Below are 15112 nucleotides of genomic sequence, written 5' to 3' on the forward strand. Positions count from 1 at the left end.
AACCTCCTCTCACGGCATAAACACTATAGTAAATCGTAACATAGAAAAACTTTCCTATACAATTGTAACGCCTGTATTTAATTAATTTGAGTAAACACTTGGTTTTAATACTCCCACATACGGAAGATTACGGTATTGCTCTTTATAATCTAATCCATACCCTACAACGAATTCATGAGGGACAGTAAATCCAACATAATCCGCTTTCAGATCAACCTTACGACCTGTTGGTTTATCTAATAATGTAACAATTTTTACAGATTTCGCTTTACGATATTTAAACAGGTCTACTAAATAGCTTAGTGTAAGACCGCTATCAATAATATCTTCAACGATTAAAATATCGCGACCTTCTACAGAAGTATCAAGATCTTTTAAGATTTTCACTTCGCCTGTTGAAACAGTAGAGTGACCGTAGCTAGATACAGCCATAAAATCCATTTCAAGATATGTATCTGTTCTCTTTAATAAATCTGCCATAAATGGCATTGCACCCTTTAGTACACCAATTGCAAGCGGTACTGTATTTTTGTAATCCTCTGCAATAACTGCACCTAATTCGAGCACCTTTTCCTGTATTTGTTCCTCAGAAATTAATACTTTTTCGATATCTTGATTCATCATTTCATTATCCTCCCGGAAGACTCCTTGCTTTTGTAGTGAATAATAATATATTTATCCTTCTTTGCTACCTCTTTCGAAATAGCAAATGCAGATCGTTTCAACAAGGGTACCCAAATAATATTTTCACTTGCGTCACAAACGATCGGCCATTCTTCTCTTTTTTCTTTCGGTACTTTCGATTCGATAAAAATAGCTTTTATCTTTTTTGTACCATCCATACCTTGTATTGACATGCGATCTCCATTTTCCCTAGAACGAATACGAAGTGGATACGATATATCATTATACTTAGCAACAAACACTGTTTCATTCATGTTACTTGGTATATCCTCGCTCACCTCTGTTACAAATTTATCTCCGTTCGGTAATATAATTGTCCCGGGTACTGATAAATCTTGCAAAAAAGGAGAAACAATTTCTTGTTTAAATCCAAAGCTACATTCTTCGTATGTACGAATAATTTTCAAGCCACCTGGAAAATCCAATGAACCTGAAGGTTGTATCCGCTTAAAAAATTCAATCACCTTGTCAATATGTATAGAAGAAAGCGAAGATGGAACCTTATATTCATAAAGATAGTTTAATATTAGTTGAATCCCTCTCCTTTGTAAAGGCATAGACATGGATTCAAAGGCAGGAATTGATAAGCTAATTTGTTTATCGCTTTTTTTTGTAATTACTTTATTCATTTTCTCAAAAGCTAATTCCTGCAAATAAGCCTCATCCTCTTGCATTTGCACGCTAAATTTTTGGAATTTCTCATGCACTTGTGGATTTTCCTCTTTCAAATAAGGAAGGACATATTTACGTAATCGATTCCTTGTATATACTTCCTTTTTATTACTCGGATCTATACGTGGAATAACTTTTAACTTATTACAGTAATCAACAATCTCTTCCTTAGTTACTCCAAGTAACGGCCTAATTAAATATCCATTATGAAAAGGACGCTTCACTGCAATTCCTGCGTATCCTTTCGGAGTACTCCCTCGTACAAGGCGCATTAAAATTGTCTCTACTTGATCATCTCCATGGTGACCAAGAGCTACATATCTCGCATCATATTTCTTCATTATTGTTTCCAAAAATGCATATCTGCATTCTCTAGCAGCAACTTGTGCATTCATTCCATATTGCTGTTGATATTGTGACACATTAATCCTTATCGTCTCACAAATAACTCCCAGCTCTTTGCAAAGACCCTGTACAAACTGTAGGTCCTCATGAGATTCATTACCTCTAAACATATGATCCACATGTGCTACTACAATTTCGAGTTGCTTTTCTGCCCTTTTTTCTAACAAATAATATAGAAGAGCTAAAGAGTCAGGACCGCCAGAAACCCCTACAACAATTGTTGAATGTTTCTTTAATACATCATGCTGCTTTACAAAGTCATCTACTTTTCCAACAAATGCATCTTTCAACTTCGCAATCACCTTTCATTAAACAAGAACAGCAACATTAGTTACCCTGTATATAATGGTACAACTTTTACAAACATTGTGCAAAAAAAAGATGTACAAAACTCACATTTTTATCTTACATTCCTCCTGTAGATTCAACAAAGTAATTACATTACCTTTTTAATCAAAAAAACCTAGGTAAATACCTAGGTTTTTTTGATTATTTTATTGCGCCTGCATTCCCACTATCGGAATCGTAGCCCACTTCGGCATATTTTTCTTTACTTTCGCCACAACAATAGTCATATCATCATTTATATAGCCATCACCAGACCTAATTACTTCTTCCATAATAATATCAGCTATTTCTTGTGGATCCTCTGTTTGTAGTTCTTTAATTTTACGTTTTATCCATAACTCGTGATTCTCCACATGTTGCGCTCCCTCAAAAATGCCATCGCTCATCATAATAAGAATGTCGCCCGTTTTTAATTGCTCACCAACCACATCAACTTCAACATCTTCAATAATTCCTATCGGTAAATTACTTGCCTCAATTTTCAAAATACTATTGCCGCGTTTAACAAAACTCGGCGTCGATCCAACCTTTAAAAACTTCGCACTCGCATCCCGTAAATCTACCATAGCCAAGTCAAGCGTGGTATACATCTCCTCTGTCGTTCTTAAAGAAAGAATTGAATTGATGGACTTAATCGCTATTTCCTCATCAATACCTGATTGAAGTATCTTTTGTAATAATTTTACCGTTTCCCTACTCTCCATATGAGCCCTTTGCCCATTTCCCATACCATCACTAATCGCAAGTGCATATTTTCCAACACTTAAATCCATCATCGCGTAGGAATCACCTGAAACGAACCCACCACCTTTTGCAGCCGTAGCCAATCCTGTATCAAGAGAATAGGTCTTCGCTGAACCAAATGATATTAAACTGTGACCATTTGGATAAGAGGATTTCTCTTCATGCTTAACAACGATATTTTCTTTTAAAATATCCGAAAGCATCGGCGCAACCAACTTCTCACATTCTCCATGCTCATTAGATGCAGCTGGAATCAACATTTCAATATCAATACTTCCTCTGTCTAAACAATAAATATCAACATGCTCCACTTCGACACCAAAATCACGAAATGCTTGTAAAATCTGCTCCTCCTGTGCTTGATGGTTCTCTCTTTCTCGTTGTATCTCCTTAGCGAAGTCTTCCATTACTTTTGATACACCTAGTAATTGCTCGGCTACAATTCTACGATTTTCCTTCATTTGTTTTCTTAATTTCTGCCCCTCATAGAAGTGATCTAGTTCACCCGCTACTAAATCCGTTACTTTCTTCCCTCTCACACAATGCTTGTCCCATTCACGAACTAACTTCCGATTATGCTGCAGCGTTCCTTCTTCTGTCTCATTCATTATTTGTTTCATATAATCGTACGTTTTATCAAAATTAACTACCCAACATTGATCCTTCTTAAAGCACGTTTGGCATGTTTTTGCAGTAATTGTACTTAAAAATAAATCCGCTTCTGTTTCTTTATCTTCCTCTTCCACGTACCCATATACAGAAAAACTATTAGACAAAGCAGCAAATACATTAGCAAATTGATTGATTTTATTCGCTGTAACATCGCGCATTCTTCGTAAATATTGTTGTTGATCTTGTGAGTGTTCTTGTGTACCTGGCATAAATTTAGCAATACGATCCATAACAAGTTTCGGTGTTAATAAAAAGAACACAATTGCCACACCAGATTCAATTAAGGTTGTTACAATACTTGTTTGCTTGTCTACATATAACGTAATTAAACTTGTACCAATTAATAATCCTAAACTAACTCCTATACGCTTTCCTTCTTTCAACAATCCCCCAAGCAATCCTGAAAAGGCAAGGAGGCTAAGTTGAGACAAACTAGACACATTCGCTAAACTTAATATCAATCCAGTGACGACTCCCACCGTGGACCCTGTAGCCGCACCAGCAATAAATGCAAATACTAATACTAAGTATCTAGTGAAAATATGTTGAATAGAAGCATCATAAACGAACCAATCTGTTGTACCTGTTAAGACAGATGCTAGTAATATAATTAAACAAACAATTTCTTCTGTTTCTAACGCTTGTTGTTTCCCTTTCCTTTCCACCAAGAGTGGAACACTTTGCAGAAATATCATCGTTAATACGAAACTAAGTCCTGCTTCGATCGTACTAACGAGTAAGTCATACATGGTGACGGTCTGTTGTGCAAAATATACAACAACTAAATGTGCGGTTAATGCGGAGATAAATACTTGGAATGGTACAAGTCCAACAGTTTTACGTGTAAATCGACTAAAGAAGATATTAAAAATGAAGAAAGTAAAAATAGATGCAAAAGTAAAAAATAAATTATCTATCGAAACTGAAAGTGCTCCTCCCATCAGAGCTAAAAATGCGAGCGGCATTTTATCTCGCTTCATAACATAAACAGCAGCAAAAAACGGCAATGCAAAAGGTAAGATGTTCGTTAATATATATGCTCGTCCCAAAAGAAAACCAATAACAACAATTATGAATCCCCATCTAAAGAAAACTTGTTCAAATTTCATTCGCAACTTACTTGTCCACTTCATTGTTCCAAGCTGACTTTCATTCATCGCCAATGCACTTGTATTCATAGTATTCCTTCCTGCTTTAGGCATATTTTTAACACCACCTGCATAGTTTAATTACTGTAATTATAAAAGATGATTATTGGGATTTTTGTCAAAACAACAGTTTTCACTTTTATAATCGTTCGACGTTTTATTCGAAATAAGTCTACATATATACACAGTATTTAATTTATCTATTTGCAGTCGATGGAATATTCAGAAAATATAGGGTGATTTTGTAGAAGTGTTGTATGTCTTAATTTACTTAACAAAAAAAGATCATGCAATTTGCATGATCTTTTTAGATGACCCGTACGGGATTCGAACCCGTGTTACCGCCGTGAAAGGGCGGTGTCTTAACCACTTGACCAACGGGCCGTTAAATTAAATATAGCGGCGGAGGGGATCGAACCCCCGACCTCACGGGTATGAACCGTACGCTCTAGCCAGCTGAGCTACACCGCCATGTCGTCGTATTTAACGGACAATTAGTATCTTACATCAGATATGTTTTAAAGTCAACACATCTCAAAAACTTTTTTAAAATATATTCTCTCACATAAAAAAGTACCCGAGTAATCACTCTGGGTACCTCTCTATATGCTAAGAATTAAACGGACTTATTATCCGCGACGTGCGCCACGGCCACCACGTTTAGATTCTGTGTTACGCTTTAAAGAAGTTAAACGATCTTCACTATCTTTTAAAAAGCGTGCCATCTTTTGCTCAAATGTTTCTTTTGGAGCTCGGTCGTTACCGCCACCGCGGTTATCTCTGTTGAAAGAACGATTATTACGTTGTGGACGTCCAGAACGTTGTTGATCACCACCGCGTTGTTGGTATTCACCACGTGGACGATCTCCTTCTGTTTTTTCGCGTTCTTTCGCTTTTTTAATAGATAGACCAATCTTTCCATCTTTTTCAACATTAATAACTTTTACTTCTACTTGGTCGCCCACTTTTAAGTGATCGTTAATATCTTTCACATAATTATCAGCAACTTCACTAATATGAACAAGACCCGTTAAGCCTTCTGGCAGCTCCACAAAAGCGCCAAAATTTGTAATACCTGTTACTTTACCCTGTAACTTGCTGCCTACCTCGATTGACATAAAAAAAATGCTCCTCCTTAGTGGTTAAAAAGTCAAATTTTACTTTATTATATATAATCCTAAAATATAGTGTCAATAAGACATACTCTACTTAGAAACAGGAAAAATTATCTCCCCTTTTCCGGAGAAGAAATAATCCCTTCTAGCAATCTTTAAAACATACTCTTCATCATTTAACTTTTGAACTTCGTCTTTTAGACTTTTTTCCTTTTTCGTTAATGAATCCAGTTCTTTTTTCATGTCCTTAACTTTTGCCTCTTTTGCTTTAATGGAACTGTTTTGTTGATAAAACGTTACACTAATACTCGCAATAATTGTAAAAGCAAAGACAAGAAAAACCGCTAAACGGCGATAAAGTCGCTTCCTGTTCTCATCCGTTTGTATTATATGTTCTTTAACAGGATTTGGACTCTGTTTTTCGATTGTTCTTTGTCTCAGTTCCCTCATTTCCGAGGTCCCCCTAACTTCTTTTTTATACGCTCCCATAATTGGAAGGTATGTCCCTTCAACTTTGCTATATATTGCAGGAACCCTACATGCTTCGTTATAAAAAGTTTAACACGATTAGGGAGAAGTTTCCATATGAGTGAAGCAATAAATCGAACAGGCCAGAAAAAAACTTTCCACATGAAAAGTAATATCCAAATCGCCATTTTCCATAACACACGTCCAATTGAAAGCAGTACACGAAATAAGAATAATATAAATGCAATAAATAGCTGCGCTATAATAATAACAGGTTTTATCATGAGTAGCTGTATAATTCGAACAAAAAATTGTATTGTTTGCACAAAAATATGGATGAGAAAATTTAACATCTTCATGTATAATGCTTTCAATAAACTTTGATATGCCGCAAAACCGCATAATAATGCCAAAAATACATATATACGTAATTCAGCTTCATTCACGAGCAGCAATACATAAAAAACGAATAAGGCTTGGACAATCCAAAATAGTATATCATGTATAAATACAAGCCAACGTTTACGCTCTTGGCGTTTTAAGAATCGTTGATACGTATCTAAAGATGCACCAATCCAAGCACCCATTCCAATCATTGAAAGCATTGTATACAACTGAATTGTTAGGCTCATTTAAACAACTTACTAAAGAAACCTTTAGTTTTCTCCCCTTGGTTCTCATCAATATACAGCATCTCATGAATTTTCCCTTTAATCGATACAACACCCTTTTCTACATCTAAATTCTTCATCTGTAAATTTTGACCACGAATTGTTAAAAAACCCATTACAGTCTCCAGTAAAAACTCTTCGCTATCAAAACTCTCCACTTGCTTTACACCGGTAATATCGATTACACGCCTGCCACGCATGATAATATCATGCTCTACAGAAACATTTTGTTGATTAGAAGACATAGGTGAGTAACCATTATTCACGAAAATCCCCCCATAGCTTTATACTAGCTAATAATAATGTATGAAGGGGTGACCCATTTTAGAACAAGCCTTCTTCCGCTTTTACTTTTTCTTCGCGAACTATACTATACATGTTTGCTGCATCTTCTTTTTTAGTCGTTTCTTTCAATTCATTTACTTTCACAGTTACTATTTTTTGACCAAAACGAATTGTTAATTCATCATCTACCTTTACATCTGAACTCGCTTTTGCCACTTGACCATTAATGGATATTCTTCCTTGATCAGATACTTCTTTTGCTAATGTTCTTCTTTTAATTAAACGTGACACTTTCAAAAACTTATCTAAACGCATATCAAGTCCCCCTATTAACGCTCTGTTTGTTTGGCCTCTTCCCATAAAACATCTAACTGTTCTAATGATAAATCTTGCATTTCTTTATTCATTTCTGCTACTTTTGCTTCCATGTATAAAAAACGACCGGTAAATTTCTCATTAGTTGAATGCAACGCTTCTTCTGGATCTATTTTATAATGACGAGCTATATTAACAAATGCAAATAGTAAATCACCAAATTCACCTAGCATCTTTTCCTCATCCATGTTTACAACTTCTTGCTGGAATTCTTGCCATTCTTCTAAGGCTTTCTCTATCATTGGCTGCACATCAACCCAATCAAATCCAACCTTTCCAGCTTTCTTCTGAATTTCATAAGCACGCATTAGCTGCGGTAAGCTTTTTGGAATACCCGTTAAAACAGATTCTTTCACGAATCCCTTTTCTTGTTTTTTAATCTCTTCCCAATTCGCAATTACTTCATCAGCATTATTTACATCCGTATTCCCAAACACATGTGGGTGACGACGAACCATTTTCTCAGATAAAGTTCGGATAATATCGTCTATAGAGAACCAACCTTCATCCTCTCCAATTTGGGCATGAAGCATAACTTGTAATAATATATCACCCAGTTCTTCTACTAAATGATCATCATCCTCTTCATCAATGGCTTCTAGCACCTCATATGCTTCTTCAATTAAGTATTTCTTTAAAGATTGATGAGTTTGCTTTTTATCCCACGGGCAACCATTCGGTCCACGAAGATCAGCAATAATTGCTCTAAGCACATCAAACTGCTGATACAAGGATGCACGTTCCTTAACTGGCGGTACATATACACTCGTTAAATTATTTAATTCCGTTTCATGATCTAACATGTATAATGGCACTTTTTTTACTTGCTCAAATGAAGTTCCTGCAGCTGTTACGATATACACTTCGTAATCATCTGGCAACATCTCCATTAACGGTAGTTTCACATCTGAAGCAACAAACGCATCATACACTTGGCAAAAGATTAAATGTTGACGTAATTCTAATTGCCCTCTTTCAAATGATGTAGCATCAATTAATTGAAATCCTTCAATCGGATCAATTTTTAGGCTCGCAAACATCGGATCAAGGAAACTTTGTCCACCTTCAAGTCGCACTTCAATATTTGCTACCTCTCCTTTTTCTAAAAGTAGCTGAACTGTTCTTTCTGCTACAAGCGGATGACCAGGAACGGCATAAATAATTTCTGTACCTTTAGCTTGTTCTAACAACGTATTCGCGATTGTTTCATATACGATTTCAAATGTATCATGCGCTTCGTATACATCGTCAAAAGCAGTATATTTTATGCCTTCTTTCTCCAATTCTTCTATAACTGGATGTTCCTTCGTTCTAACAAACATATGGTCCGCTTCTTTTATCTTTCGATATACACCCATCGTTAACTGATCTAACTCACCAGCACCTAATCCTAAAATAGTAATAATTCCACTCACAACCAGTCACCTCTATCCACTCTTCTTCAATGAACCTTCTTTTTTCTCTTGTTTCATAACGGTTCCTAATTCTTCTTTTGTAAATACACGTAATTTTAAAATTAAAAACATATATGCTAATCCGCCGATAGCTACACCTAACAGCGCTTCAAGCGTCGCAATTCCTCTATGTCCTGTATCAATTACTAATCCAGACATTCGCAACACACGCATAAAGCTTATTAATACAAACCCCATACCAATACCACTAATAACTACACCTAACATGTTCCGCTTATCAATAAGCGGATCTGATACAGCTCGCATAAGTAACACACTATTTAGCAAGGCAATTACAATAAGCGCAACTAAAGTTGCAATTGCAGCTCCCTTTACACCAAAATACGGCATTAATATATAGTTTAAAGCTAGCTTCAAACAACCTCCAAATACAACGAATATTGCTGGTTTTAATGTTTGTCCCAACCCTTGCAAGATAGAAGCAGTTGTAATTGACAATGAACTAAATAAAATAGATAAAGATAAAATCGATAACACATCTGATCCATCACTATTTTCAAACAACATAATATTTGTAGGTTGAATAATACAAGTTAATCCAATAGCAGCTGCAAATCCAATAACGAATGTTATTTTCATTGCTAACTTTACCTTTTCTTGAATAAAGGAAAAATCTCCTCTTTCTTTCGCCGCTGTAATAATAGGTATAAGTGACAATGAGAAAGAAGTTGTCACAACAGTACCCAATTGCATAAGCGGGATACTTCTATCATAAACGCCTTTTAGTACCTTTGCATTTTCAACTTGCTCCCCCGCGCGAATAAGCAAGGTATAAAAGGAAATAGAATCCGCCATTTGTATAAAAATAAGGACTAAATTACTAACACAAATCGCTAATCCCTGCCAAAAAAGGATTCTAATAATCCTTTTTTTATCTCCAACTCTCTTCCAACTTTTAAAGAAAATAGACCGGAAATCATGACGCATATAAAGTAAAAGTACGATAATCCCAATAAGCCCACCTGCAATTGAACCTAACATAGCACCCGCACCAACTGTATATAAATCAAATCCATGAGCAATAAGGAATAGTGATAAAAACACAATAATAGAAACACGAATCGTTTGTTCAATTACTTGCGAAACAGCCGTCGGCATCATATTATTGAATCCTTGAAAATATCCTCTCGCTACAGATAAAAATGGCATTAGTAGGAATGAAAACGAAATAACACGTAATAATTTATCTAAATGTATATCGCCCATAGCCGATGCAATTGTTTCGGCACCGAAGAACAATGTGAAAAACCCCACAAATCCAATTCCTAATAAAAACCAAAAAGATACACAAATAATTTCTTCCGCTTCTTTTTGTTTTCCTTGTTCTAATCTTTCTGCGACCATTTTTGAAATAATAATGGGAAACCCATAAGTAGCTAAAATTAAACAAAATCCATAAAACGGATAAATTTGTTGGTAAATATAAAAACCAATATCACCCGCTATATTTTGATATGGAATACGGTAAAAAGCGCTTAATACTTTCGTAACAAAACTTGCGATTGTTAATATAATAGCCCCACGCCAAAAGGCTTGATACTTCTTCGCTTCCATACAAGAAAACTCCTTTTTCTATTCTCACCCCTCGTATTATATCATAAAGAAAAGAACAGGCTCCCTTGCCTCCACGAGTAATAATATGTTCGTGCAACATTGAAAATGTTCAACGAAAAAAGGTAGCAAAGCGCTACCTTCGTTCAATATACTTATATCTCCAAATAGTTAATTTCTCAAATAGAAATATCATAATTAGGAAAGATTGCTACTTATAGAAATTACACTTCACTACTGCTCCATTTGTTTCGCTAAAAAGCTTGCAGCTGTATTTACTGACTTATGCTCTACTTCACTTATAATGGCCTCTTTAGAGAAGATAACAACAGCTCCAATTGGATCCCCATTCGCAACAATCGGGCCAATTGTATAGGAGCTCACTTTTTCTGTTACTCCATCAATAATTGAAATTTCGCTTTCATCTGTCATAATTACAGACTTACGCTCTTCCATTGTCTTCTCGATTAAATCGCCAACACTTTTATTTAAGTATTCTTTTTTAGATATGCCTGCTACTGCGATAATAGAATCACGATCACATACAAGCACATTATGTCCTAAGCTATCGTATAAAGCTTCCGTATATTCTTTTGCAAAATTACCTAGCTCACTAATTGGAGAATATTTTTTCAAAATCACTTCTCCATCGCGATCAACAAATATTTCTAGTGGGTCTCCTTCTCGAATACGTAAAGTTCTACGAATTTCCTTCGGGATTACTACCCTGCCTAAATCATCAATTCGACGTACGATTCCAGTTGCTTTCATTCTAATGCTGCCTCACTTTCTACTGATGATCAAAAGTGGTGAATTTACCTGTTCATGTAAAAATCACCAACTGTTAAACATAGTATTTTACACATTAGTTCTTCTATGCACGTCGAATTGTATTTTTTATCTTAAATTAGGCATTTATTACTTCTTTTTTTACATCTGGTAAGCCTTTTAATAAATTTTCAGCAATTGTTAACCATTTCGATGTCTCTAATCCATTCGTTTTCATAACAATTTTCAATTGTGACCCTTCCATACCAAGACCAATCATACGACCAAAACTATTCCCTAGCATAAATAATTTCCCACCATCGATATTTTGGCTTGCTTGTTCAGAAAACAGGAACGTTACTTCAAATTTATTTTGCTTAATTAACTCAATTTGTTCTTTCATTGCTAACACTTTAATATTTGCGATTTGTAATAAATAACCAACTTCTTGTGGATAATCACCAAATCTATCTATCATCTCTTCCTGCAGCTCTTCAATATCCTCAATTGCAGAAACACCTCTAAATTGTTTATACATCATAATTTTTTGTTTACTATCTGAAATATAAGCATCTGGTAAATATGCATCTACTTCTAAATCAATTTCAACATTAACTGTATTTTCAACTCCGTCTGTTCCCCTGCGCTGTTCAATTGCATCTTTTAGCATTTGAGAATATAGATCAAATCCGACAGAATCAATAAATCCATGTTGTTCTGCTCCTAACAAGTTACCTGCACCACGAATTGATAAATCTCTCATCGCAATTTTGAAACCAGATCCAAGCTCTGTAAACTCTTTAATTGCCTGCAGACGCCTCTCTGCAACTTCCGATAACACTTTATCGCGTTTGTATGCAAAGTATGCATACGCGACGCGATTAGAACGTCCAACACGACCACGAAGCTGATACAACTGTGATAATCCCATACGATCTGCATCAAATACAATTAATGTATTTACATTCGGAATATCTACACCCGTCTCAATAATTGTTGTACTTACAAGAACATCATGCTGCCCCTCTAAAAACGATAGCATAACAGACTCTAATTCACTTTCATTCATTTTCCCGTGTGCGTATGTTACACGAGCGTCTGGAACTAACATCGAAATTTCATCTGCTTTTCTTTCAATATCCTCCACACGGTTATATAAGAAGTAAATTTGACCTCCTCTTGCAAGCTCTCGCTCTATCGCTTCTCGCATTAATGCTGGATTATACTCCACTACATATGTTTGTACTGGGAACCTATTCTCTGGCGGTGTCTCAATTACAGATAAATCACGCACACCAAGCATAGACATATGAAGTGTACGTGGAATCGGAGTTGCCGTTAACGTTAAAACGTCAACATTTGCTTTCAATTGTTTAATTTTTTCTTTATGCGTAACACCGAATCTTTGTTCCTCATCAATAATAAGAAGTCCTAAATCTTTATAAGTAACATCTTTGGATAAAATACGATGTGTTCCGATTACAATATCTACCGTTCCATCTTTTAAACCCTTAATCGTTTCATTTTGTTGTTTCCGCGTACGGAATCTACTTAGCAACCCTATATTAATCGGGTAATCTTGAAAACGCTCTCGAATTGTTTCATAGTGTTGTTGTGCAAGAATGGTTGTCGGTACTAAAATCGCAACTTGTTTTTCATCCATAATTGCTTTAAATGCCGCACGAATGGCTACTTCAGTCTTTCCATACCCTACGTCACCACAAAGAAGCCTATCCATCGGACGTCCACGTTCCATATCTTTCTTAATTTCGTCAATAGAACGTAATTGATCCTCTGTCTCTTGATATGGGAAAGAAGATTCAAATTCTTGTTGTTCTGCCGTATCTGGTGTATATGCATAACCTTTTGAAGCTTCGCGCTCGGCATACAATTTAATTAGGTCATCTGCAATGTCTTGTACAGATTTTTCAACTTTCGTTTTAACCTTCTTCCAATCATTCCCGCCTAATTTATAAACTTTCGGATCCTTACCTTCAGATCCTACATATTTTTGCACTTGATCAATTTGTTCAATCGGAACATATAACTTATCATTACCTTGATATTTAATATTTAAATAATCTTTATGAACACCATTAATCTCTAATGTCTCAATACCTAAAAATTTACCTATACCATGATTTACATGAACTACATAGTCTCCAACTTTTAATTCCGAATAACTTTTAATACGTTCAGCGTTAGATAACTTTTGCTTACGTTGTGATTTTTTAACCTTCTTATGAAAAAGCTCCTTTTCAGTAATAACAACAAGCTTTTGCATCGGCATTTCAAACCCTGCATGTAAATCACCCACAGCAATTTGTAACCTTCCAGGCAATAAAATATCTGTCGCCTCTACAATGTCTGCCTCAATATCATAATCACTTAAAATATGTTGTAGTTTTTTTACACGTTCATCATCTGTTCCGAGCACAACGGTCGTAAAATGCCCTTCATTCCATCTATCAATTTCAGTTTTTAACAACTGCATCTGTCCGTGGAAATCTTGCATTGTTTTACATGTCACATTCACAATATTTTGTGGATGTGTATGTGCTATATGGCGCAAGAATAACGTTAAATATACAAAACTTCTTTTTTTATGATGAAGAAACTCCTCAAATGAGTGGGAGAAAGATAAGTCCTGAATAATTGTTCCTTCACCAAGAAGTGATATATACCATTCCGCTTCTTCTGTTTCGAGATGTGATGCCGTTTCTTGAATACGGGAAATTTCATCTAAAATCACAACACCATCTTCTGGTAAATAATCTATCAGACTAGCAGGTTCTTTATAGAAAATAGATAAATATTTAAACATTTGTTCTATACTTTGCCCGTTTTTCAACATCTCAATTTCATGACTTACCGTCTCAAGTACTGTAGTCTTTAATTTATCATCGGAAAGCTTTTGCATCGTCTTAGTCAAACCTTCTTCAAGATGCTTAATTCCCGATTTCAATTCTTCCTGTGAAAATAAAAACTCTGTTGCTGGACCGAACTTAACACTTTCCTTTTTATCTTGAGAGCGCTGTTCATCCACATCAAACAATCGAATAGAATCGACTTCTGTATCGAAGAATTCAATACGAAATGGTAATTCTTCCGTTAATGGGTAAATATCTAATATTCCCCCGCGTAAACTGAACTCTCCTGGAGCTTCTACCATTGACTTACGCTCGTAGCCAATATGATGTAAAGTATGCAAAAGTGCATCTAAATCAATCTCTTGCCCTAGATTGATTTCAATTTGCCTTTGCTTCCATAATTCTTTTATTGGTAAAAATCTACGTAGCCCTGCAACTGGCGCTACAATAATCCCATTCTCTCCCGCCGCCAAGCGATTTAACACTTCAATACGCTGCGCCTTCAATTCTGGACTTGCAACACCGATTTCCGATGCTATCAATTCATTTACGGGGTATAACCACACATCTTTTTCACCAAGTAAAGCCACTAAATCTTCATGTACTTTTTGTGCTTGGTATAAATTGTGCGTCACAATTAGTTGCGATTTTTTTGTTTTTTTATATAAAGCTGCCATTAATAATGAACGAGAAGATGTTGCCATACCCGATATAAGTTGCTCTTTCAACCCATCTTCTAGCCCATTAATAACCGATTGTATCTCTTCATTTTTATAAAACTGCTCTAATAAACCTATCATTATCAAAACTCCTCTCAACATAAAGAGCAAGTTACTATATTTTATGCAAATATTTTGGAAA

12 protein-coding genes and 2 tRNA genes are annotated in these 15112 nt (G+C 35.5%); all 14 read right to left on the reverse strand.

All coding sequences use genetic code 11. The features are described from left to right. Positions 1 to 81 precede the first annotated feature (81 nt). The 14 genes from hpt to mfd all read right to left on the reverse strand — a co-directional run bounded on the left by hpt (position 82) and on the right by mfd (position 15051). The gene (hpt, locus tag MRBLBA3_RS13945) at positions 82 to 624 is read right to left on the reverse strand and encodes a hypoxanthine phosphoribosyltransferase (protein WP_000981839.1); all 543 of its coding nucleotides are present in this window, start codon (positions 622 to 624) and stop codon (positions 82 to 84) included. Next, the gene (gene tilS, locus MRBLBA3_RS13950; protein WP_044740324.1) at positions 621 to 2051 is read right to left on the reverse strand and encodes a tRNA lysidine(34) synthetase TilS; all 1431 of its coding nucleotides are present in this window, start codon (positions 2049 to 2051) and stop codon (positions 621 to 623) included. The genes hpt and tilS overlap by 4 nt, the downstream gene beginning before the upstream one ends. A 204-nt stretch (positions 2052 to 2255) precedes the next feature. Beyond that, positions 2256 to 4727 (reverse strand): stage II sporulation protein E, encoded by a 2472-nt coding sequence (spoIIE, locus tag MRBLBA3_RS13955; RefSeq protein ID WP_044740325.1) that lies wholly within the window; start codon positions 4725 to 4727, stop codon positions 2256 to 2258. Positions 4728 to 4985: 258 nt separating this feature from the next. Then, positions 4986 to 5057: transfer RNA gene (locus MRBLBA3_RS13960), tRNA-Glu, on the reverse strand. Positions 5058 to 5070: 13 nt separating this feature from the next. Then, a tRNA-Met gene (locus MRBLBA3_RS13965) sits at positions 5071 to 5144 on the reverse strand. 158 nt (positions 5145 to 5302) lie between these two features. Further along, on the reverse strand, positions 5303 to 5791 hold the full coding sequence (locus tag MRBLBA3_RS13970) for a S1 domain-containing RNA-binding protein (protein ID WP_000021449.1): 489 nt from the start codon (positions 5789 to 5791) through the stop codon (positions 5303 to 5305). A gap of 87 nt (positions 5792 to 5878) precedes the next feature. Beyond that, entirely contained in the window at positions 5879 to 6238 is a 360-nt protein-coding gene (gene divIC, locus MRBLBA3_RS13975; protein WP_001208735.1) for a cell division protein DivIC, read from the reverse strand. Continuing rightward, positions 6235 to 6888, reverse strand: coding sequence for a spore cortex biosynthesis protein YabQ (gene yabQ, locus MRBLBA3_RS13980; protein WP_000059774.1), 654 nt, complete (start codon positions 6886 to 6888; stop codon positions 6235 to 6237). Before yabQ ends, divIC begins: the two co-directional genes overlap by 4 nt. After that, positions 6885 to 7193 (reverse strand): sporulation protein YabP, encoded by a 309-nt coding sequence (gene yabP / locus MRBLBA3_RS13985; protein ID WP_001059100.1) that lies wholly within the window; start codon positions 7191 to 7193, stop codon positions 6885 to 6887. Before yabP ends, yabQ begins: the two co-directional genes overlap by 4 nt. A 58-nt stretch (positions 7194 to 7251) precedes the next feature. Further along, positions 7252 to 7527 (reverse strand): RNA-binding S4 domain-containing protein, encoded by a 276-nt coding sequence (locus tag MRBLBA3_RS13990; RefSeq protein WP_001234880.1) that lies wholly within the window; start codon positions 7525 to 7527, stop codon positions 7252 to 7254. A 14-nt stretch (positions 7528 to 7541) separates the two neighbouring features. Next, a complete protein-coding gene (gene mazG, locus MRBLBA3_RS13995) occupies positions 7542 to 9002 on the reverse strand; it encodes a nucleoside triphosphate pyrophosphohydrolase (protein WP_000014249.1) in 1461 nt (486 codons plus the stop codon). A 12-nt stretch (positions 9003 to 9014) separates the two neighbouring features. Next, positions 9015 to 10616 carry a putative polysaccharide biosynthesis protein gene (locus tag MRBLBA3_RS14000; RefSeq protein ID WP_363381755.1) on the reverse strand — a complete coding sequence of 534 codons (1602 nt, stop codon included), beginning with the start codon at positions 10614 to 10616 and terminating at the stop codon, positions 9015 to 9017. A 231-nt stretch (positions 10617 to 10847) separates the two neighbouring features. Continuing rightward, the gene (spoVT, locus tag MRBLBA3_RS14005) at positions 10848 to 11384 is read right to left on the reverse strand and encodes a stage V sporulation protein T (protein ID WP_000648311.1); all 537 of its coding nucleotides are present in this window, start codon (positions 11382 to 11384) and stop codon (positions 10848 to 10850) included. Between the two features lie 136 nt (positions 11385 to 11520). Then, complete coding sequence (gene mfd, locus MRBLBA3_RS14010; protein ID WP_000579694.1) at positions 11521 to 15051, reverse strand: transcription-repair coupling factor; 3531 nt, start codon at positions 15049 to 15051, stop codon at positions 11521 to 11523. Between the last annotated feature and the right edge of the window lie 61 nt (positions 15052 to 15112).

The sequence above is a fragment of the Bacillus sp. LBA3-1-1.1 genome, assembly GCF_040676495.1.
Lineage (GTDB): Bacteria > Bacillota > Bacilli > Bacillales > Bacillaceae_G > Bacillus_A > Bacillus_A nitratireducens.